The organism is Paenibacillus amylolyticus, assembly GCF_047302515.1.
Classification (GTDB): domain Bacteria; phylum Bacillota; class Bacilli; order Paenibacillales; family Paenibacillaceae; genus Paenibacillus; species Paenibacillus amylolyticus_G.
In genome coordinates, this window is sequence record NZ_CP168019.1 from 1774798 (window position 1) to 1797420 (window position 22623).

General features: G+C 43.3%; 21 protein-coding genes. 19 read left to right on the plus strand and 2 right to left on the minus strand.

The genetic code is table 11. The features are described 5' to 3' along the window. Positions 1-10 precede the first annotated feature (10 nt). The 11 genes from ACDJ59_RS07835 (at position 11) to ACDJ59_RS07885 (ending at position 13702) form a co-directional block, all read left to right on the plus strand. Positions 11-796, plus strand: a complete 786-nt coding sequence (locus ACDJ59_RS07835) for a class I SAM-dependent methyltransferase (protein ID WP_413408242.1) — start codon at positions 11-13, stop codon at positions 794-796. Then, the gene (gene miaA / locus ACDJ59_RS07840; protein WP_413408244.1) at positions 777-1733 is read left to right on the plus strand and encodes a tRNA (adenosine(37)-N6)-dimethylallyltransferase MiaA; all 957 of its coding nucleotides are present in this window, start codon (positions 777-779) and stop codon (positions 1731-1733) included. The genes ACDJ59_RS07835 and miaA overlap by 20 nt, the downstream gene beginning before the upstream one ends. A 373-nt stretch (positions 1734-2106) precedes the next feature. Beyond that, positions 2107-2349 (plus strand): RNA chaperone Hfq, encoded by a 243-nt coding sequence (hfq, locus tag ACDJ59_RS07845; RefSeq protein WP_017687918.1) that lies wholly within the window; start codon positions 2107-2109, stop codon positions 2347-2349. A 170-nt stretch (positions 2350-2519) separates the two neighbouring features. Beyond that, positions 2520-5174 carry a PBP1A family penicillin-binding protein gene (locus ACDJ59_RS07850; protein ID WP_413408246.1) on the plus strand — a complete coding sequence of 885 codons (2655 nt, stop codon included), beginning with the start codon at positions 2520-2522 and terminating at the stop codon, positions 5172-5174. Between the two features lie 288 nt (positions 5175-5462). Further along, entirely contained in the window at positions 5463-6026 is a 564-nt protein-coding gene (locus ACDJ59_RS07855) for a DUF402 domain-containing protein (protein WP_036672757.1), read from the plus strand. A gap of 110 nt (positions 6027-6136) precedes the next feature. Next, a complete protein-coding gene (locus tag ACDJ59_RS07860) occupies positions 6137-7108 on the plus strand; it encodes an AAA family ATPase (protein ID WP_036613563.1) in 972 nt (323 codons plus the stop codon). A 124-nt stretch (positions 7109-7232) separates the two neighbouring features. Beyond that, on the plus strand, positions 7233-8519 hold the full coding sequence (hflX, locus tag ACDJ59_RS07865; RefSeq protein WP_413408249.1) for a GTPase HflX: 1287 nt from the start codon (positions 7233-7235) through the stop codon (positions 8517-8519). An 83-nt stretch (positions 8520-8602) separates the two neighbouring features. Beyond that, the gene (locus ACDJ59_RS07870) at positions 8603-9856 is read left to right on the plus strand and encodes an aminotransferase class I/II-fold pyridoxal phosphate-dependent enzyme (protein ID WP_413408251.1); all 1254 of its coding nucleotides are present in this window, start codon (positions 8603-8605) and stop codon (positions 9854-9856) included. Between the two features lie 82 nt (positions 9857-9938). Then, positions 9939-10352: a MerR family transcriptional regulator gene (locus tag ACDJ59_RS07875; RefSeq protein ID WP_017687924.1), complete on the plus strand. Its 414-nt coding sequence runs from the start codon at positions 9939-9941 to the stop codon at positions 10350-10352. A 129-nt stretch (positions 10353-10481) separates the two neighbouring features. Continuing rightward, positions 10482-11810 carry a type I glutamate--ammonia ligase gene (gene glnA / locus ACDJ59_RS07880; protein WP_076210082.1) on the plus strand — a complete coding sequence of 443 codons (1329 nt, stop codon included), beginning with the start codon at positions 10482-10484 and terminating at the stop codon, positions 11808-11810. A gap of 590 nt (positions 11811-12400) precedes the next feature. Next, positions 12401-13702, plus strand: a complete 1302-nt coding sequence (locus tag ACDJ59_RS07885) for an aldehyde dehydrogenase (protein ID WP_413408252.1) — start codon at positions 12401-12403, stop codon at positions 13700-13702. Positions 13703-13806: 104 nt separating this feature from the next. On the opposite strand, the gene lexA is transcribed toward ACDJ59_RS07885, so the two are convergent. Continuing rightward, positions 13807-14433 carry a transcriptional repressor LexA gene (lexA, locus tag ACDJ59_RS07890; protein ID WP_017688034.1) on the minus strand — a complete coding sequence of 209 codons (627 nt, stop codon included), beginning with the start codon at positions 14431-14433 and terminating at the stop codon, positions 13807-13809. Between the two features lie 297 nt (positions 14434-14730). On the opposite strand from lexA, the gene ACDJ59_RS07895 reads away from it, so the two are divergent. From ACDJ59_RS07895 to ACDJ59_RS07930, 8 genes are all read left to right on the plus strand, one after another. Further along, a complete protein-coding gene (locus ACDJ59_RS07895) occupies positions 14731-15108 on the plus strand; it encodes a LysM peptidoglycan-binding domain-containing protein (RefSeq protein WP_076210088.1) in 378 nt (125 codons plus the stop codon). A 95-nt stretch (positions 15109-15203) separates the two neighbouring features. After that, the gene (locus ACDJ59_RS07900) at positions 15204-15413 is read left to right on the plus strand and encodes a DUF896 domain-containing protein (RefSeq protein WP_017688036.1); all 210 of its coding nucleotides are present in this window, start codon (positions 15204-15206) and stop codon (positions 15411-15413) included. A gap of 125 nt (positions 15414-15538) precedes the next feature. Beyond that, entirely contained in the window at positions 15539-16048 is a 510-nt protein-coding gene (locus ACDJ59_RS07905; RefSeq protein ID WP_017688037.1) for a hypothetical protein, read from the plus strand. Positions 16049-16076: 28 nt separating this feature from the next. Next, positions 16077-16868 carry an HAD family hydrolase gene (locus ACDJ59_RS07910; RefSeq protein WP_413408254.1) on the plus strand — a complete coding sequence of 264 codons (792 nt, stop codon included), beginning with the start codon at positions 16077-16079 and terminating at the stop codon, positions 16866-16868. Between the two features lie 589 nt (positions 16869-17457). After that, entirely contained in the window at positions 17458-18387 is a 930-nt protein-coding gene (locus ACDJ59_RS07915) for an ABC transporter permease (RefSeq protein ID WP_339177159.1), read from the plus strand. A gap of 12 nt (positions 18388-18399) precedes the next feature. Then, positions 18400-19272, plus strand: coding sequence for a carbohydrate ABC transporter permease (locus ACDJ59_RS07920; RefSeq protein WP_036613592.1), 873 nt, complete (start codon positions 18400-18402; stop codon positions 19270-19272). A gap of 138 nt (positions 19273-19410) precedes the next feature. Then, entirely contained in the window at positions 19411-21045 is a 1635-nt protein-coding gene (locus ACDJ59_RS07925; RefSeq protein WP_413408256.1) for an extracellular solute-binding protein, read from the plus strand. A gap of 104 nt (positions 21046-21149) precedes the next feature. Further along, positions 21150-21824, plus strand: a complete 675-nt coding sequence (locus ACDJ59_RS07930; RefSeq protein ID WP_036673866.1) for a GntR family transcriptional regulator — start codon at positions 21150-21152, stop codon at positions 21822-21824. A 96-nt stretch (positions 21825-21920) separates the two neighbouring features. On the opposite strand, the gene ACDJ59_RS07935 is transcribed toward ACDJ59_RS07930, so the two are convergent. Continuing rightward, positions 21921-22466, minus strand: coding sequence for a cupin domain-containing protein (locus ACDJ59_RS07935; RefSeq protein WP_047843398.1), 546 nt, complete (start codon positions 22464-22466; stop codon positions 21921-21923). Positions 22467-22623 lie beyond the last annotated feature (157 nt).

A 22623-nucleotide genomic window follows, 5' to 3' on the forward strand; every position in this document is an offset into this window, starting at 1 on the left:
GGAGGAATCTATGTATATTACAACCGGTGAAAAGGAAGCGGCTTTACTTGTGGAGCGGGCCCGAAACCTTGCTGAAACAACAGGGGGTACTTACGTGCGCCGTAATAAAATGTCTCTGCCCATGATGATTGAACACTATGAGGCGGAGGAGGTTCTGGTTGTACTCCAGGGTAAAGTGCGTCTATTTCGGAAGGATTCACCGTTGCTGGAGTTCCACCCCAGCATGGGATTTGTTCGTGCCAAACGTATATTGCGAGGAGAACCTGATCCACTGCTGGAGGCGGGGGCGGTGAATGAAGGGGATACCATCATCGATTGTACAGCCGGACTGGGCACGGATGCACTGGTGTTCTCGGTTGCAGTGGGCAAAAGTGGACGGGTGATTGCATGTGAGAGCTCTCTTCCGCTATATACACTATTAGTGGAGGGGATGTCTCAATATGAGACGATCAAGCCAGCGGTAAATGAAGCTTTCCGGCGTATTGAGCTGCATCATGCGAATCATCTTGAGTTGCTGCGTTCCATGCCGGATCGAAGCTGTGATACCGTATATTTTGACCCCATGTTCCGTGAACCGATGATGGATTCAAGTGCTATTCAGCCCTTGCGAGATTATGCAAATGCTCACGCGTTGGACGAACAGAGCATTATGGAAGCAAGACGGGTTGCCCGTAAACGTGTCGTTATGAAAGAAAAGCGCGGCAGCGCGGAGTTTGACAGGCTCGGATTTGAAATACTTGATCGGGCGAATGCAAAAACCCTGTACGGAGTGATTAATGTTGAAAGTGGAAGTTAAACCAAAACCTAAACTGCTTGTGTTGGTTGGACCAACAGCAGTAGGCAAAACAAGAATGAGCATCGAGCTTGCCCAAGCTTTCAATTGTGAGATTATCTCAGGAGATTCGATGCAGGTATATCGTGAAATGGATATCGGAACTGCCAAGATTACCTCTGAAGAAATGAAGGGTGTACCCCATCATCTCATTGATATCCATGAACCGGAGTATCCGTATTCTGTGGCCGAGTTTCAGGAGAGTTGCACACGATTGATTAGTGAAATCCATGAACGCGGTAAAATGCCTTTTATTGTAGGTGGCACCGGTCTATATGTGGAATCAGTATGTTACGGCTTCCAATTCTCGGATAGCGGTTCAGATGAAGCGTTCAGAGAGGAACAATTCAGCTATGCTGAGCTAAATGGAGCTCAGGCCCTTCATGATCGATTGAGGGAAGTTGATCCCGTTAGTGCGGATCGTCTGCATCCCAATGACCAGCGGCGAATTGTACGTGCGCTTGAGATCCATCATCTCACAGGAGAGAAGTGGTCTGATCAGCTGGCAGTACAGAAGAAAGAGTCGCCTTATGACCTTCTTATTGTTGGTTTGAGAATGGATCGGCAGAAGTTGTACGCCCGGGTAGAAGAGCGGATTGATCTGATGATCGAACAAGGTCTGGTGGATGAAGTGAAGTTCCTGTTGGAACGTGGAGTGGCCAGAGGTCATATTTCCATGCAAGGGCTGGGGTATAAGGAGATTGCAGCGTTCCTGCAAGGGGAAGTGAGTTGGGAAGCTGCGGTTGAGTGGTTGAAGAGGGATACGCGTCGGTTTGCCAAACGGCAGCTTTCCTGGTTCCGCCATATGAAGGATATTGAATGGGTGGACATGACCGATACCCAGGATTTTGAAGGGAAATACAAGCAGATAAGTGAATTGATTACACGGAAATTTGATTGATTTGAGCGATGATTAGTATTCTTCTGACAGGCATCGATTAGATCAAGATATGTAAACCTCTACCTTTTAGTCATCAAAAGGATAGAGGTTTTTATTTATCACTAGAACAGATGGTAGAGATTAAGTATTCGGCAAACAACGAATAAATGTGCTTTAAAATGAAGAATTTGTCCCTCTTTTGCAAAACAGACAAGCGGTGTATAATGGATAAGTCTTCTATTTGTTCACCTCGCTAAGAATGGGGGTAAAATAGCAGACAAGGGGTTTTTGTGGATTATATGAAACTGTTCATGATATAATAGCACGAAAGCTACTCAGCGATATTGAATATTACTTGAACACGAATTCAAATGAACCAATGGGGGTACGGCTAATGAACAAGTCCATCAACATCCAAGATACGTTCTTGAACCAACTGCGGAAAGAAAATATTCCTGCTACGGTCTATCTGACCAACGGCTTCCAAATCCGCGGGACGATCAAGGCATTTGACAATTTTACGATCGTCATTGACAGCGACGGACGCCAGCAAATGGTCTACAAGCATGCCATCTCCACGTTCACGCCGCAACGCAGCGTATCGCTGATGCAGCAAGATAACAGCGGCGAAGCTTAAAAAAATTACGAAACCTTTTCACCAACCATTTCGTCTACAAGTATAGGTATTGAAACAGAGCAACCTGAATAAAGGGTTGTTCTTTTCATTCCGGGCAAAATATGTTTAATATATGCCTGAGCCTACAGACGATTAGAAATTATGCAACCGAAAGGGAGTCAGGAGGTAACATGCCAAACGATCCGTTGTCGAGGTCTAACAATCGCAACAACAATAACAAGTCACCCAAAAAAGCGAAGCCAAAGACCTCTAAAAAGAAAAAAATTACGGGTAAACGCGTTGGATGGACACTGTTTTTCACAATGGCAATCGCCATATTCTGTGCACTTGGCGGATATTTATTTATTATGGTGAGTGGTGAAAATCTGCTCAAAGCCAATAAGGACAAAACCACAATTAATGAAACTTCAAAAGTATATGATCGCAATGGCCAATTAATGGGGGAGCTATCCATTCAGAAGCTGGACCCCGTCAAAGAAGACGATATTCCTGAGCTTGTGAAGCAAGCCTTTGTTGCAACGGAGGATAAACGCTTCTATGATCACCAAGGCGTGGATATTTGGTCCATTGGGCGTGCAGCGGTTAAGGATGTCATGGCTCGTTCCATGGTGGAAGGTGGTAGTACACTAACCCAACAGCTTGCCAAGAACATGTTCTTGTCCCGTGACAAGACGTTCTTCCGTAAAGCAACGGAAGTATCGATTGCCATGGCATTAGAGCGCAAGTACACAAAAGACGAAATCCTGACGATGTATCTGAACCGGATTTTCTTCGGTCATCAGCGTTACGGGATTAAAGCGGCATCTGAATTTTACTTTGGAGTTACTGATCTCAAGAGGTTGAAGTTGTGGCAAATTGCTACATTAGCAGCTATGCCGAAAGGGCCTTCTGCCTATAATCCGGTGAGCAATCCAAACGACTCAAAAGCACGCCGAGGTGTGGTATTGCAGCTGATGTATGAACAAGGCTACATTACCAAGGCGGAGATGGACGAAGCAAAAGAGATTAACTATAACTACAAGCGACCAGAGAAAGACAGGAAGTATCAAGGTTTTATCGATTATGTGCTCCGTGAAGCTGAACGAGTAACAGGTAAAACGGAAGATGATCTGAATATCGGCGGATACAAAATCTATACAACTATGGATGCTCAGGCTCAAACAGCCATGGAAACTGCCTTCACAGATGATAGTCTGTTCGAGGCAAGTAAAGACGATCAACAGGTCCAAGGCTCCATGGTTATCATGAACCACGAGAATGGCAGTCTCGTTGCCCTCCTAGGTGGACGGGATTATCAGACTAAAGGTTATAGCCGTGTAACGCAGAGTCGAAGACAACCAGGTTCAGCTTTTAAACCGATTGTGTCTTATGCACCTGCGCTTGAATCAGGAAATTACAGTGCCAACTCGTCGCTGAGTAATGCGAAGCAATGTTTTGGTAACTACTGTCCTGGTAACTTGCATGGATATTCTTCAACGATTAGTATGACGGAAGCCATTACGAAGTCGGAAAATATTCCTGCGGTTTGGCTGCTTGATAAAATAGGCGTTAACACAGGCATTAATTTTGCCAAGAGTGTAGGTATACAGTTGACAGATGAAGACAAAAACCTGGCGATTGCCCTCGGTGGTCTAAGCAAAGGTACAAATACACTGGAAATGGCGCAAGCCTATAGTGCATTTGCCAACCTCGGAGAATACCGACAAGCCTATTCGATTAAGGAAATTAAGGATAGCGCAGGCAAAACCACGTACAAACACGATAACTCGGACACAACGCGTGTCATGAGCGAGCAAAATGCATATCAGCTTACACAGATGCTGCAGAACGTTGTTAATGACGGTACGGGACGTTCAGCACGTCTGGATCGTCCGGTAGCGGGTAAAACAGGAACTGTTCAAAGTGGTATCTCTGGCAACAGTGCCAACCGTGATGTATGGTTTGTTGGATACACACCGGAATGGACTGCCGCAGTCTGGATGGGCTATGACAATCCAGATGCCAATCATATGCTTAAGAACAGCAGTAAGCTGTCAGCAGCTTTCTTTGCCAAAGTCATGGGAGATGCTTTAAAAGGCGTTCCAGTGAAGCAATTCAAAGCACCAGCTGGAGGGCAGGCACCTCCGCCAGTAGAAGAACCAGAAAAGCCGGTTCTGTCCGTTAGTGGGCTGAGTGGATCATACGATCCAAATGCACAAACCGTCTCACTGAGTTGGACTGGAACGGGTGACGCGAGTACGCAATATCGGATTTATCGGAAAGAAACATCTGAAGCCCAGTTCACTCATCTCATTGATGCGATAGGAGCGACCAATGCACAAGATTTAAGTGCGTTGCCTGGTCTAACCTATGAGTACTATGTGACAGCTTACGACTTGGCATCAGGACTTGAGACGGATCCTTCCAACACCATCTCCTTGATGATTGAAGCGCAGGAAGTGCCGCCGGAGGAACCTGATCCTGGTATAGATCCTGGAACAGAGATAGATCCTGAGCAGCCAGGTACGGAGAATCCGGACAATGGTACACCGGATAATGGCAACTCGAACGGTAATAACGGTAATGGTAATGGTAATAACGGAAATGGTAATGGTAATAACGGAAACAATGGCAACGGTGGTAATAACGGCGGAAACGGTCAACCTGGGGAAGGCAATACGACCCCACCTGGTCAGGGCACAACAGATCCTGGCGGAAATGGTGAAGGTCCCGATGATGGGGCTGTAACAACGCCAGGCGAGGTTGTAACTCCGGACAGCGGAACAAGTGGGGATACTGGAGGGACAGATGCACCTGCAGATTCTCAAGCTGGCACCGGCGGCTAAGCCAATGAATCACTAAATAGCTATATTGAAAAAACTGCTTCCCGGAAACCGGTGAAGCAGTTTTTTGTGTTATACATAACCAACTGTAATGGAAGCTGATTTGATGAATAGGTGGGACAAAGCTTGATTTTGAGTGTAAACCTTAAATATGGTAAGCTGTAACTATTCGTAATACGTTGTGCAAGGGCGGGCCCAGAGCGCTGGAATCCATCAGGCGGACGTTATTACATTGTTCACCAATAACATCAGAGCAGGTCACGGACCTGTAGTCGGCAAAGAGGGGTTCGTATGAAACGGAAATTCGGGGATCGCGCGAACTGGCGCCGGATTACGAACCGACAATTCACATGCCGGTTCGTTCAATCCAAAATTTTCACAGGTTATATTACGTTGTACACTATACAGGATTTGAAAGAACCTCTGTGGAAAACTTATGGAGGAAGTACCTTCTGTATCGCAGATAAAGGTTATTCCTGGCTGCAATACTATCCGAAGGGAGAGCACTTTGTAGTTACAGCGATGTTTGACGATCAGGAACGGATTGTAGAGTGGTACATTGATACCTGTCGTAGTCAGGGGATAACCGATCAGGGTGTTCCTTGGTTTGATGACCTGTATCTGGATGTCGTTGTACTGAAAGATGGAGAAGTATTTTTGCTGGATGAAGATGAGCTTGAAGATGCACTGTCACGAAAACATATTACAACGGGTGATTATGACTTGGCTAACAAGACGGCAAAGGAACTGCTGCATGCCATTGATGCACATGTATTCCCATACTTTCAGTTATCACTGAAGCATAGGCCGAGTTTGTTTGAGAACGGAGAGTTTCGAAAAAACATTCAGATTTGAGACATCTACTTATCCGTAGAATTCTTCATGATCCTTCTAATATTGGAGCACCTGATAGAATACATTAATAATCAGGAGAGTTCAGCCCGATAAAATAGAGGTGATGGCGAATGAACGGACGGGTCATGGCTGCAGGAGAGCAACCAGGAGGCAGACCATCCAGACAAATTAATATTGTGTTGCGTAACCAGGAACCCCAGATGTTGGTCAAAGATGAAGCAGCGGCAGTACAGGCAGCCAAGAGTATAACCAAACATGCACACTTCCAGGAGATACAGGGTGAATTGGAGCAACTGGTTGGACTTGAAAATATCAAAGACTTGGTATTTGAGATTTATGCTTTCTTACAGATTGCTCAGATGCGTACCGAAGCAGGCTTACTTAGTGGTGCGCACGTGTATCATATGATCTTCAAAGGCAATCCGGGGACCGGTAAGACCACCGTGGCGAGGATCGTTGCCAAACTCTTTCAGAAGATGGGTGTGTTAAGTAAAGGGCATCTTATTGAAGTAGAGCGTGCGGATCTGGTTGGAGAATATATCGGTCACACGGCGCAGAAAACAAGAGATCTAGTCAAGAAGGCACTCGGTGGGATATTGTTCATTGACGAAGCTTACAGTTTGGCCCGCGGTGGAGAGAAAGATTTTGGAAAGGAAGCTATTGATACGCTTGTAAAATCAATGGAAGACAATAAAAACCAATTTATCCTTATATTAGCTGGTTATTCAGATGAGATTGATTTTTTTCTTCAGACGAATCCTGGATTACCTTCCCGCTTTCCCATTCAAGTGGAGTTTCCAGACTATAGCATTGATCAGTTGATTCAAATCTCTGAGATTATGGCCAAAGAGCGTGATTATATTCTAATGCCTCAGACAATACTCAAGCTAAAGCAGCATTTGCTTCAGGAAAAAAATGATTCGCTGCATGCGTTCAGTAACGCCAGATACGTTCGTAATGCCATCGAGCGTTCGATCAGGCATCAGGCGGTTCGTTTGTTGGAACAATACTCGGAAGGCAGTCCAGGAAAACTGGAGCTGATGACAATCCGTACAGAGGATTTGAACTTTGAGCGAAAGTAAGCGATAATATAGTTTTTACACCAGCCGGCCGGGCCAACCGGTTCGGCTTAAGGCATGCCATGGCATATTCGTGGCAATGTATATCAATGGATTAATTTAGTAATTAGAGGGAGTGAACATATACATGACAAATGGCACACATGATACAGATATGGTCAAAAAAGATCGCGCCGTCTTGGTGAGTCTTGTTACGGATGATGTAAAACGTACAGGTATCAACCCTGAGTACTCTTTAGAGGAACTGGTGAAACTTGCCGAGACAGCTGGAGTGGAAGTGCTAAGTGTACTTTCTCAGAACAGGGAAAAACGTGATACCAAATGGTTCATTGGTAAAGGTAAGGTGGAAGAACTCCGTGCAATCGCGGAGGAGCTCGGAGCAACTACGGCTATTTTTGATCAGGAATTGTCAGGTGCACAGGTTCGTAATCTGGAAGAAACTCTCGATCTCAAAATTATTGACCGTACCCAACTGATTTTGGACATCTTTGCACAACGTGCCAACACTAGAGAAGGTATCATTCAAGTGGAATTGGCTCAACATAGCTACTTGCTGCCACGTTTGTCGGGTCATGGCAAGAACCTGTCCAGACTCGGGGGCGGAATCGGAACAAGAGGCCCGGGTGAAAGCAAGTTGGAGACAGACCGCCGTCACATTCGTGGTCGCATCGATGATCTGAAACGTCATCTGGAAGAACTGACACGTCATCGTAAATTGCATCGTGAACGCCGTAAAAAAACAGGTATTGTTCAGGTGGCCCTTGTTGGTTATACCAATGCTGGCAAATCAACCTTGCTCAAGCAGTTGACGGCTGCAGATGTGTATATTCAAGATCAGCTATTCGCTACATTGGATCCTACATCACGTACGATGGAACTTCCAAGTGGAAAAGAAATCGTACTTACCGACACAGTTGGATTTATTCAAAATCTACCGCATGATCTGATTGCAGCATTCCGGGCAACGCTGGAGGAAGTGAATGAAGCAGACCTGATCCTGCATGTTGTGGACGCCTCATCAGCTATGCGTGAAGATCAGATGCGGACGGTTAATACGATTCTGCAAGAACTTGGTTCAGGGGACAAGCCGCAGTTAGTCCTGTATAACAAAAAAGATGCGTGCACACCAGAGCAGCTTGAGATGCTTCCATTGGATAAAGACCATATTAAAGTAAGCGCATTAGACTCGGAGGATCTGCTTAAAATCCGTGAATTCATTCAGACAGAGCTGACAGGTGATACGAAGCGCTTCCGTATTCCGGCAGAACGTGGTGATCTTACATCGGTACTCTATAAAATTGGTGATGTAGTGGAGACCAGCTTTGAAGAGAATGATGTAATTTATGAAGTTGAATTGCAAAAAGGTGAATATGAGAAATTTGGTTATATGCTTGAAGAATTCATTGAATTGTAATATTCATGACATATTGATGTGATAAGTTACACGATAATGGATATTCGACGTCAGATTCGTGCTATGAAGGGGAATGAAGTAAGATGGTAAGCTTTGATTCAGAAATATCTGAACTTCAACGTCAAGTGGATCGTCAGATTGAAGGACAACTGCAACAGATTGATCGGATCACAGATCACAATCAATGGAAGGTGATTAATGCTTTCCAACAGCGAAAAGTAAGTGATTTTCACTTTGCAGGTTCAACAGGTTATGCCTATAACGATCGTGGCCGTGAAGTGCTTGATGAAGTATATGCTGATGTTTTCGGCGCGGAAGCCGCGTTGGTGCGTCCTCATTTTGCTTCAGGTACTCATACGATTAGTACAGCTCTATTTGGAGTTTTGCGTCCAGGTGACGAATTATTGTACATCACGGGTAAGCCTTACGACACATTGCATAAAGTTATTGGCAAACCCGGTGATGGTACAGGTTCATTACGCGATTTTGGCATCGGTTACCGTGAGACGGCCTTAACTGATGAAGGTGGAGTGGACTGGGCGGCAGTTGAAAAAAGCATTACACCGGCTACAAAAGTCATTGGGATTCAACGTTCACGTGGTTATGACTGGCGCTCCTCCTTCTGTGTTGCTGAGATTGCTGACATGGTTACGCGTGTTAAAGCGCTTAAGGAAGATGTCATCGTATTTGTAGATAATTGTTACGGTGAATTCACGGAGGAACGTGAACCGACAGAAGTCGGTGTTGATCTGATGGCCGGATCACTGATCAAGAATCCTGGTGGAGGCATTGCGGAAACCGGTGGGTACATATGTGGGAAGGAACAATACGTACAGCTGGCAGCTTATCGTCTAACAGCCCCTGGAATTGGGGGAGAGGTTGGAGCAATGCTGGGGACAACACGTAGCATCTACCAAGGACTTTACATGGCACCGACAATTGTAGGACAAGCTATCAAAGGAAGTACGTTTGCTGCTGCGATGTTTGCTGAATCCGGATTTGTAACCAAACCCGCCTGGAATGAAGCTCGCACAGATCTAATCCAGGCTGTTAAGTTTAGCTCTGCCGAGCATCTGATCGCCTTCGTGCAGGGGATTCAGCGTGCAGCAGCTGTGGATAGCCATGTGGTTCCTGAACCGTGGGATATGCCTGGTTATGAGCACCCTGTCATTATGGCGGCAGGTACGTTCATTCAGGGTGGAAGTCTGGAATTATCAGCCGACGCGCCTATTCGGGAGCCGTATATCGGGTATATGCAAGGCGGATTAACGTACTCTCATGTCAAATATGGCGTTTTGATGGCGTTACAGACTATGAAAGATCGTAAATTATTGTGAGTTTATCTAACACGTCATTGACACTTGGTAATAACTAAATGTACAATAGGGTGAAGAATAGATGACTGGAAGGTTGATGAACATGGGTGATGAAATCCGCAGAAATATGGCCTTATTCCCAATTGGTATTGTAATGAAACTTACGGATCTGTCTGCACGTCAGATTCGTTACTATGAGCAGCACAGCTTGATCGTTCCCGCGAGAACGTCAGGTAATCAACGGTTATTCTCTTTTAATGACGTAGAGAGATTGCTAGAGATCAAGGCTTTGATTGAAAAAGGAGTTAACATCGCGGGGATCAAACAAGTGATGAATCCTGTTTCGAAAGAATCCGAAGAAGCTACAGTTATCACGCCAGATACTGAAGTTAAACGCAGAGAGCTGTCCGATACGCAGTTGCACCGCTTGCTGAAGCAGCAGCTTGTATCAGGTAAGAGACCAGGACAAGTATCTCTCATTCAGGGAGAGCTTTCCCGATTCTTTAATAAAAACTAAATTCGCATAACTTGGCGAGTGAGGGGAAAACATGCACTTTTGGTGTGAGACTCCTTGACCCGTGGAACTTTCTAATGTACAAATATAACAGGCAAGCCAAATACGCAGATAAGAAAGGGAGAGGTTATAGTGAGTTATACAAAAGAAGACATTCTCCGCATTTCGAAAGAAGAAAACGTACGATTCATTCGATTGCAATTTACTGATTTGCTTGGAGCTATTAAAAACGTTGAGATTCCTGTGAGTCAGTTGACTAAGGCTCTGGATAACAAAATGATGTTCGATGGATCTTCCATTGAAGGTTATGTACGTATTGAAGAGTCCGACATGTACCTCTATCCAGATCTAGATTCTTGGCTTATTTTCCCATGGGTTGCAGAGAACCGTGTTGCACGCCTGATTTGCGACGTATATCTTCCGGATGGTAATCCGTTCCCAGGAGATCCACGTGGTATCTTGAAACGTAACCTGAAGGAAGCCCAAGATATGGGATTCACTTCCTTTAACGTTGGCCCTGAACCCGAGTTCTTCTTGTTCAAAACAGACGAAAAAGGAAACCCGACTAACGAACTGAATGACCAAGGTGGTTATTTCGACCTTGCGCCTACGGATCTTGGTGAAAACTGTCGTCGTGACATCGTTATCACACTTGAAGAAATGGGCTTTGAGATCGAAGCTTCCCACCATGAGGTAGCTCCAGGTCAGCATGAGATCGACTTTAAATATGCTGATGCTCTGAAAGCTGCTGACCAGATCCAAACGTTCAAACTCGTTGTTAAAACGATTGCACGTCAGCATGGTTTACATGCTACATTCATGCCGAAACCGCTGTTTGGTATGAACGGATCCGGTATGCACTGTAACCAATCCTTGTTCAAAGGCAATGAGAACGCATTTGTTGATGAGTCGGACGAGTTGGGTCTGAGCAAAACTGCTCGTCACTTCATGGCTGGAACTCTGAAGCACGCACGTGCGTTTGCAGCAATTACTAACCCAACTGTGAACTCATACAAACGTCTTGTCCCAGGTTATGAAGCGCCTTGTTACGTAGCATGGTCTGCTAGTAACCGTAGCCCAATGATTCGTATTCCAGCTTCCCGTGGTCTGAGTACACGTGTTGAGGTTCGTAACCCGGATCCGGCTGCTAACCCTTACCTGGCTTTGTCTGTTCTGTTGAAAGCAGGTCTGGACGGAATCAAACGTGAGCTTTCCTTACCAGCTCCAATTGACCGTAACATCTACATCATGTCAGAAGAAGAGCGTGTGGAAGAAGGCATTCCAAGCTTGCCAGCTGACCTGAAAGAAGCATTGAATGAATTGATCCGCAGCGAAGTCATCTGTGACGCTCTTGGCGACCACGCCTTGGCTCACTTCTATGAGCTGAAAGAAATTGAGTGGGATATGTACCGTACACAAGTCCACCAATGGGAACGCGATCAATATATCACGTTGTACTAATAGCTCAATCCCTTGGCGCTCTAGCGCTGAGGGGTTTTTCTTTTTGTGGGCAAGTTTCTATATATTCAAAGAAAAACCAAAGTGCCCACAGAATCCCCCAAATGTCCCCTGAATTATTCTTCATCATCCCACATAAAAATTCTGTGTTTGTCTGTAACCAAGCTAAATATTACTAACAAAATACATTTGTTTACCGATAGATAATCGTAAAACTCTCTTCTCATCATTGAAAGAGGAATTTTTTGTATGGTAACTAAACTCTCTATCAACTTTAACACTTCATGTTAGTAATAACGCAAAATCATTTTCATCATTTGTCTAGTAACCTATGAAAAAGAAACTGAAATTAGAATTTTTTCTACAGTGCATCAAGCTGTCGGAAGCAAAAGATCTAAATCAAGCTTCCTTAGAAATTCTAACAGCTACAACATAGTAGCAAGTACTATCATTCATTCTTTCAAAATTCCAACCATCGTCCAATACATACAAATGGATGTTTCATATGTATGTTGAAAGTTTCATATATAAGAGGTACACTTTAATTAAATTTTGAACAATTTAATTTTAAATAATTAATTGGAGATGTTAATATGGATCAGGCAAAACAACTGGTGACAGAACAACGTACATTTTTTTATACAGGTCAAACTAAAAATATTGATTATCGGATTAATGCGCTTCAACAGCTTAGAAAAGGAATTGAAAAGTATCAGCAACGGATTCAAGACGCACTTCGGGCGGATCTGAACAAATCTGAGGCGGAAGCTTACGGTTCCGAGATTCGCATTGTTTTGGGTGAACTGGATTTTGCATTAGAACACCTGCAGGAATGGGCTGCGCCAAAACAAGTCCCAACCAATTCGGCTATGCCGGATGGGGTGAGTACCATTTACCCTGAACCATACGGAGTGGCTCTTATTATTGCACCTTGGAACTATCCTTTCCAACTGGCCTTTGGTCCACTGATTGGAGCAATTGCAGCCGGTAACTGTGCAGTTATCAAGCCTTCTGAATTAACACCAGCGGTATCTCGTCTGACATATGATCTGATTCAGGAGATCTTCCCTCAAGAGTATATCGTCGTTATGGAAGGAGAAGTCGAAGCTAGCACAGCATTGTTGAAAGAGAAGTTTGATTATATTTTCTTCACAGGTAGCACGGGTGTTGGTCGCATTGTTATGAAGGCAGCTGCGGAGCACTTGACTCCTGTAACTCTTGAGTTGGGTGGTAAGAGCCCTGCTATTGTACATAGTGATGCAGATCTGAAGCTGGTGGCCCAACGTATTGTTCGCGGTAAATTCCTGAATGCAGGGCAAACATGCGTTGCTCCGGATTATTTGCTTGTGCATGAACAAGTTCATGATGAACTGATCGATATGATTGGCGCAGAGATCAAAGATAAATTTGGGGATGATGTGTTAAAGAACGCTGATTTCCCGCATATTGTTAACGCGCGTAACTTTGATCGGTTGTCGAAATTCCTCACAGATGGCAAAACGCTGATTGGTGGACGTTCTGTACGTGAGCAGTTGCTCATTGAGCCGACTGTACTTGGAGATGTGAACTGGGAATCAGCTGTCATGCAAGAAGAGATCTTCGGTCCGATTCTTCCTGTATTTACGTACAGTGACCTGAATCCTATGCTGGATGAGATTGTTCGCCGGCCAAAACCATTGGCGCTATATCTCTTCACACAGGATGAGCAACTGCAGAATCAGGTTCTGAATCAAGTATCTTTCGGTGGGGGATGTATTAATGACACACTTTCTCATATGACTTCACACTATCTTCCGTTTGGTGGTGTAGGAGAGAGCGGCATGGGCTCATATCACGGACAACAGAGCTTTGATGTGTTCTCGCATCACAAGAGTGTTCTGAAACGCAGTAAATAATTAGCCCCTAAAATAACATAAACATGAAAAAAGAGGTTGTCCTGTTCATCAGGACAACCTCTTTCGTATTTCATTACATCTAGTTTTGTTACTCAAGTTAAATATTAATGAATATCTCGGAAAAGGCCAATGACTTTACCCAGAATACTAACATGTTTCAAACGTAAAGGTTCGAAGGTCGCATTCTCCGGTTGAAGGCGAATATGATCTTTCTCTTTATAGAACGTTTTCACTGTAGCTTCATCGTCTTCAGTCATTGCAACGACGATATCACCGTTATCAGCAGTTTGCTGTTGACGGACAATAACATAATCTCCATTAACGATTCCAGCTTCCACCATACTATCTCCCACTACTGAAAGCATAAACACTTTCTGTTCGCCTACATAATGTGTAGGAAGAGGGAAGTAGTCTTCAATATTCTCGGTTGCAGTGATTGGAACCCCGGCTGTAACCTTACCAACGACAGGAATACGTGCAACGCTATGAGCAAATTGATGAGAATGCTCAGATTCTTCCTGGCTCAAAAGCTCAATGGCTCTTGGCTTGGTAGGGTCGCGTCGGATCAAACCTTTTTTCTCCAAACGATCCAAATGTCCATGTACTGTTGAGCTGGAAGCCAGTCCAACCGCTTCACCAATTTCCCGTACGGAAGGAGGATACCCCTTCAACCGGACTTCATTTCGTATAAACTCCAGAATAGCCTGTTGCCTGCTGGATATCTTCGACATACCGTATCAACCCCATTTTAGTAACGTTTGGGAAAATTATAACATAGAACCTCCGTTCGTACAAACATAAGTTCTAAATAAAATAGCATTAAATCAGTGTTTTTTAACTTATAGAACAGAAATTGTCCAAAAGTCAGAGCATAATACTGCAAATGTTTTGCAAAAGTACTTGAAATAAGATATTGCTCCTTCTAAAAAAGAAGCGAACAATTGTTCTAAAAATCTATTGAACAAAACAAGTGTTCGTGTTATATTGATTTCAACAGATAGGAACAAACGTTTGGAGGCGGGTATTTAATGAGATATTCTACTTATCAAAGCATTTATGAACCAATGAATTCGGAACTGGTGAAGTCTAACATAGGGAACTACAAGAAGGTTTTAGCGCGTTTCAAGATTTCTTCATGGATGTTAAAGGTAGCCATTACCTCTATGATTATATTTATTGGATGCAGCACCGTTTTAACTGTATTTGCCGGCAATGAGAATGATGTTCTGCCTGGAGGAAAGATAGCTGTTTCACAAGGGGAAACATTATGGAGTATTTCTTTGGAACATAAACCTACGAATATGGATACACGTATTTATATAGAAGCAATTAAGAAAGTGAATCAACTTCATACAACTTCCATCCAAGTGGGACAAGTACTAGCTCTACCGCAATTTGCAGAATAAAATGCACATCAATGAGTGTTAGCGCGTGTCAGCTTGACAAGCAGCCTTTATAATGGCAAAGTTAATATGACTTTGTATTTTTGGAGGGGACAAGCTTGGATATAGATAGTCTGGTAGCACGCATTAACGAATTGGCTCGTAAGCAAAAGTCCACTGGATTGTCGGAGGAAGAACTTGCTGAACGTGCCGAGCTAAGAGAGATTTATTTGAGCAATATCCGCAGTAATTTCAGACAACAACTGGATACCATTGAGATTGTTGATGATGAGAATGACAAAGGCCACCAAGGCAAACTCAAACACTAACGAAACCTAATGATATCATTATGATATTTAGGTTTCTTCCTGTTATTTTGAGTGTGCAATTTATAGGGGGAAATGTTGGTTTACAGTTATGTAAGCCGATACAAAGACACATAAGGGGGATTCTCATGTCGCGTTCGTTCGAGAGAACGGTTAAGAAAAATTCCAAGCAGTTAAATCAGCAACGCAAAAAAAGTGGTCAACCAATCACAGGTACACCAGGTGAAGAAGTCTTTAAGGGACGCAGCTTGTTGTTTCCAATATTTTTGATCGGTCTCGCCTTTTTGTATCTGTTTATGAGCACATTCCTTGTGCAAGCTCCAATGACAACTTGGGACTGGGTGACCATGCTGCTTTACGTATTTTTGGCAGTCATCTTCATGCTTCGCCGTCCATACATCAAGATTAGCAGTAATCGGATTATAACGACGAAGGGTAATCGTGAACGTTCAATCGGGGTTGACGATATCGTCAAATTCAGAATTGAACCAGGTACAGTTGTTATCGAACATAACAGTCGCGGGAAAAGATGGGTGTTTACCAAGTTATTGAACCGTTACGATACAGATGCGATTGCAGAACGTTTGCTGAAATTTGCAAAAGCACACCAGATCACCGTGGAAACCGTCGAAAAGTAATTATTGCATAAAGGGGTAGATGATCGGAATGGCGTTAAAAGCGATTTTGTTCGACCTAGATGATACTTTATTATGGGATGAGCGTAGTGTTCGAGAAGCTTTTCATGAGACTTGTCTAATCGCAGCGCAAGAGACTGGGGTCAAACCAGAAGAACTTGAAGAAGCTGTTCGTAATGAGGCACGTGGACTGTATGAATCATATGAGACCTTTCCTTTTACCAGAATGATTGGAATCAATCCGTTTGAAGGCCTTTGGGCTAACTTTACTGGTGGGGATCAACCTGAGTTCCGTCAGTTGGAACAGCTTGCTCCAGTTTACCGTAAAGAATCCTGGCGTCGTGGCTTGTTGAAGTTGGGTATAGATCGGGAAGATCTTGCTGAACAACTGGCCGCACAGTTTGGAGTAGAACGGAGATCCAGACCTCATGTATACGAAGAAACGATGGATACCTTGCGTCAGTTACAAGGCAAGTACAAACTGTTGTTGTTAACCAACGGTTGTCCTGCTTTGCAACAAGAGAAGTTGGATGGTGTACCTGAATTGACTCCTTTCTTTGATGAGATTATTATCTCGGGTAACTTCGGAAAAGGAAAACCAGATCCGTCGATATTTGAACATGCTTTGAGCAAACTGGGTGTTAAACCCGAAGAGAGCATGATGGTTGGAGACAAGTTAACGACTGATATTCGTGGTGCTTTATCATCTGGCATCCAATCCGTATGGATTAACCGTGAGCATAAGACCAACAATGAAACGTATGCGCCAGACCATGAAATAACACATTTATCGGAATTAAATCAGCTTATTGCTAATTTCTAAGCAGATCAGCTATAACATCTTTCCTCAGCACCCTGAAACATTGGAATCTTCAATGAACGATGATGTCGTTCTTGAAGTTACCAATGTTTTTTTATTTGAGCTTGTTTGACTAAATTACCTTGTTAAATGAGATCTCCATTTTTTTTGCTAAAAGTTATTGAAATTAGGGGGAAGCTGGATTAGAATATAACTAACATACTAGTATGACTAGTATTTAGATTGTCCTAAAGCAATTTCTTTTTGACTTACTTCATTAAATGGAAGCAGGGAGTTATTGCTTATTATTTTCGATTGATTGTAAGCGCTTAATATTTTAGAGTATCTTCTTCCGATTTGGAAATCACACCACTTAGTAAGTGCTAATTAATGATGTGAAGCACCTTGGATTGTGTGATCCTACATAATACACCAAATTGATATCGCTTACATTTAGCAATTATCTATTTGGTAGTGGGGGTGAAGTTAAAGGAGTTGTTGTCTTTTACCAGAGGAGAAACGATGGGAATTGTACATGAATTACTCTTACTTATCAAGTCCTGGATCGGAGTGAAAACACATGGAGTCGGAAACCGCTAAAACAACGTTAACCATGACATCTTTACGTAAAGAGAGCAGATTACGAACGGCAGCAACTTTGTTCCGCAAAGACTGGCAGCTGTATTCACTATTAATCCTTCCCATCATCTATCTCCTTATTTTTAAATATGGGCCGATGATTGGTAATGTGATTGCGTTCAGACGTTTTGTTCCCGGGGGAAGTATATTTGGAGAAACGTGGGTTGGATTAAGGTACTTCAAAATGTTCATTGAGGACCCTACCTTCTGGAGAGTATTCGGTAATACGCTGATGTTGGGCGGACTTGCATTGCTCTTTACATTCCCGGTTCCAATCATTTTTGCCTTGATGCTTAACGAAGTGAAGAGTAAACGATTCAAAAAGTTTGTACAGACCGCGTCTTATCTGCCTCATTTTCTGTCCATCGTTATCGTTGCGGGTATGATCCTGCAGCTGACAGCAGTGAATGGTTCCATTAATGGACTGGTGGCTTTCTTCACCGGAGACAATATTCCTTTTATGCAGCGGGCTGAGTGGTTCAGAACAATCTATATCACTTCTGAGGTATGGCAGGGTATGGGTTGGGGAGCGATTCTGTATCTGGCTGCACTGACAACCATTGATGATTCTTTGTATGAAGCTGCGCGTATCGATGGTGCCAATCGGTGGAAGCAAACGATTCATGTAACGTTACCAGGGATCTTGCCAACGATTGTGACGTTATTGATTTTGAACATGGGTAATTTCCTGGCTGTTGGATTTGAAAAAATCTTACTCTTGTACAATCCGCTTATCTACGAGACATCTGATGTGATCTCCACTTACCTGTATCGGGTTGGACTGGAATCCAGTAACTTCAGTTATGCTACCGCAATTGGCTTGTTCGAATCGCTGATCGGTCTGATTCTGGTGTTCTCCGTAAATGCCATTTCACGCAGACTGACACAAAGAAGCTTATGGTAAAGGAGGAGCACCATGCAGGAATCCAGATCTTACAAGGTATTTAAAGTATTCAATGTCATCTTTCTGCTGTTCGTGGTATTTATAACGCTCTATCCATTCTTAAATGTCGTGGCTCAATCCTTCAGTAGTGAGTCCTATATTAATTCGGGTAAGGTTAGTTTGTTCCCAAGAGGATTCAATGTGGAGACATACAAGACCATCTCACGTGACAGCATGTTCTGGACCAATTATAAAAATACGATTATCTACACTGTAGTAGGCACGTTAATCTCCATGTTTATGACGACTATTTTCGCATATGCCCTGTCCAAAAAGAGGTTGATGGGTCGCAAGTTTCTGACGATGTTCGCCGTATTCACCATGTTCTTCAGTGGTGGATTGATTCCAAACTATGTCTTGATTAATTCCCTTGGGTTCAACAACACCATGTGGGCACTTGTTGTTCCTGGCGCAATTAGCATATACAACATGCTGATCATGAAGTCATTTTTTGAAAATATGCCTGAAGAACTGGAGGAAGCTGCCTCCATTGACGGTTTGAACACCTACGGGATCTTGTTACGCATTATATTACCGCTTAGTAAAGCCGTTATGGCAACCATGGTGCTGTTCTACGCAGTAGGTCATTGGAATTCGTGGTTCCCAGCATTTCTGTATTTGGACAAAAAAGAACTGTTCCCGGTCACCATTTATTTGCGCAATATGATTGCAGGAGCGACAAGCGGGGCGTCTGCCGGTGCAACCTCAGCTGATAACCTGACACAGATTGCTGCCAATATTAAGTCAGTAACGATGGTATTAACCATCTTGCCGATACTCACCATCTATCCATTTGTCCAAAGATACTTTGTAACCGGTATCATGTTAGGGTCTGTTAAACAGTAATGCGCAGCAGCTATATAAATTGAACTTAAGATGATTTACACGGAACACTCCGGTGATAAAGGCGAGCGCTTCGCTTTTTATTGATTAAAAAGTTTTAAGGCAAGGTCAACCTAAACCAAATTCAGGGGGATAACCTAAATGAATCAAAAGCCACGTAAGTTTGTTGGTAAAATGTTGTTGGCATCAATGATGACCGTTGTTCTGGCAGCATGTAGTAGCGGTACCGGAGCTGGAGGTGACGTCACAGAAGTTCAAACCAAGGCAGCGATGGAGACGTACAATGTAGGGGATACATTCAAGGCAACCGAGCCATTTAATCTCTCCATACTATATAGTGATCAACCTAGTTATCCATATAAAAAAGACTGGTTACTTTTTGATAAAATTACCGAACTGACGGGTGTTACGCTTGAGCCAACGATTGTACCCATGAGTGATTACCCTCAGAAGAGATCACTGTTGATTAGCTCGGGTGATGCACCACTGGTTATTCCGAAAACATACCCTGGTGAAGAGTCTGCATTTGTCTCCTCCGGTGCGATCTTACCGATTAGCGATTATATTGATTTGATGCCAAACTTCAAGGATAAAGTGGAAAAATGGGGATTGGAAGATGAACTTGAAGGACTTCGACAGGAAGATGGGAAGTACTATGTACTCCCGGGTCTGCATGAAGAAGTATGGCCAGATTACACACTACTCGTAAGAACGGATGTTTTTGAAGAAAATAACATCGCGATTCCGACCACATGGGACGAATTGTATGATGCAGCGAAGAAACTGAAAGAGATTTACCCGGATTCCATTCCGTTTTCGGACCGATTCCAATTCAATAGTACGTTGAACATCGCTGCTACTGGCTTTGGTACCAAGGCTGGATGGGGTTTTGGTAACGGTTTGACGTATAAGGAAGATCAGGATGAATTTGTGTACACGGCTACTACGCCGGAGTATAAGGAAATGCTAACGTACTTTAACAAGTTGGTATCCGAAGGATTGCTGGACAAAGAAAGTTTCACACAGGATGATGATCAGGCTGTACAGAAATTTGTATCCGGCAAATCATTCATGATTAATGGTAATTCCCAAACGGTGGTGCTGCACCGAAATGATATGAACAAAACGCTGGGAGAAGGTAAATACTCTGTTGCGAAGATTACAGTTCCTGGTGGGCCAAAAGGGCAATTAATGTCTGGCTCCAGACTTGAAAACGGTGTCATGATATCCGGAAAAATTCAAAAAAGCGAAAACTTCAAAGCCATTATGCAATTTGTGGATTGGTTATACTACAGTGATGAGGGTCAAGAGTTTGCCAAATGGGGCGTTGAAGGCGAAACATTTACCAAAGAGGGCGGAAAACGTAAATTGGTAGAAGATGTGAACTACAATGGCTTGAATCCTAAAGGCACGAAGGATCTGCGTATTGATTTTGGTTTCTCTGGTGGAGTATTTGCCTACGGGGGTACCACAGATCTGCTGCAATCGATGTTTAGTGAAGAAGAGTTGAAATTCCAACAAGACATGAAGGATACCAAGGAAGTGATCCCGGCAGAACCACCAATTCCTTACTCTTCAGAGGACCGTGAACGGGTGACACTTCTGAGTACACCACTGAAAGACTATTCGGATCAAAATACACTTAAATTTATCTTGGGTGAGCGGGACTTGTCTGAATTCGATACATTTGCCAAAGAGCTGGAGAGTCAAGGATTATCTAATTATCTGAAGCTGGCAAATGATACGTACAAAGCCTACAAAGAAAACAAGCAATAATATAGTTGATGTTGGCCAGATTACCGTTTCACACCGATATATAAGTGGAACGGTAATTTGTGCTAAGATGAATGAATACGGCTGATAGAAAGAGGTCTAGGCACATGTCACTTAATCAAAAAATTAGAGGCTCGACCCGGGCATATTCATATAACCTGTTAAAAGAACGAATTCTTCATCTGGAACTTAAGCCGGGTACCAAGATTTCAGAGAAAGAGATTGCAGATGAACTGCAGGTGAGCAGAACACCCGTGAGAGAAGCATTCATGAAGCTTGCTGAAGAAGAACTGCTGGACATTATTCCCCAGAGTGGGACGATCGTCTCTCATATTAATCTGGAGCATGTGGAAGAAGGCAGGTTTATGCGGGAGAAGATGGAGAAGGAAATTGTGACTTTGGCTTGTGTTTCTTTTCCTGAAGAGTACAGATTTCGACTGGAAACCAACATTGCAATGCAGGAAGTATGTATAGGAAAAAACAATTTCTATCGACTTTTTGAACTGGATGAAGAGTTTCATCAGATTTTGTTCCAGGGCACGGGTAAGCTGAGAACATGGAAAATGTTGCAACAACTGAATATTCCGTTTAATCGGTTGCGTTTATTACGTCTAGCGGAGGACTCCAACCTGGAGGTCATTATTTCCCAGCACAAAGAGATTTATCGTCTTATCACAGAGCGTCAGACCGAGCAAGCTGTTCAGGTGATGGAAGCTCATCTTAGACTAGTTGTTATTGAACAGGAATCAATAAAGGCGAAATACCCGCATTATTTTATATAATGCACCGATGTTGTATACTACTCTCCATATGCATATGCTTAAACCCCTGTTCAATTGAACAGGGGTTTTGGTTAAGCAAGTTGTAACACGAGAGTGTTAGGCTTGTTTGATAAAAGTAGGATCAGGGTATGGATCTGCAATCCAGCCATCTTTTTCGATGAACAGACGTACAGCAATAATTTGTTTGTTCTCCATTAAAGTGAAGAAGTGCGGTGTATTCTCAGGTACAGAGATAACGTCTCCAGGAGACAGTTCTACATTAAAGTAGCCCACATCATCTGTAGCTTTGATAACAAAAATTCCTTTACCAGCGACAATTGCACGAATCTCATCTTCAGCGTGGGTGTGGATCTCTTCGAACTTGGCCAGCTTTTCTTCGATATCTGGTGTTTGTTCGGACAGCGTGATGACATCCCAGATCTGGTACCCGCGACGTGCAGCCAAATCTCTGATTTCATAATCGTAAGTTTCCAAAACCTCGGTTTTCTGTTCATCAGTTAATCCAAAGTTATTTTGCAGATCAGTGTTCAGTTTGGATGCGTCCCACTTCTCATATAATACTTCGTATTTGTTCAAGAAATTTCGAACATTTTCGTCACCAGTGATGCGTTCGTTCGTATTTCGGATAACAATTTCAGCCATGTTCTTTCCCTCTTTTCCACTTGGTTTAATTGAATTATATCGGATTGCTCTGTTTTTGTCGATTCTCAAATTCCGTTCATATTCGTGCAAACCCGCCATCTTTCGGGACCAAACCCGATCTTTCACATTAAGTTAGTTTCTGTTAAACTAAGATTTA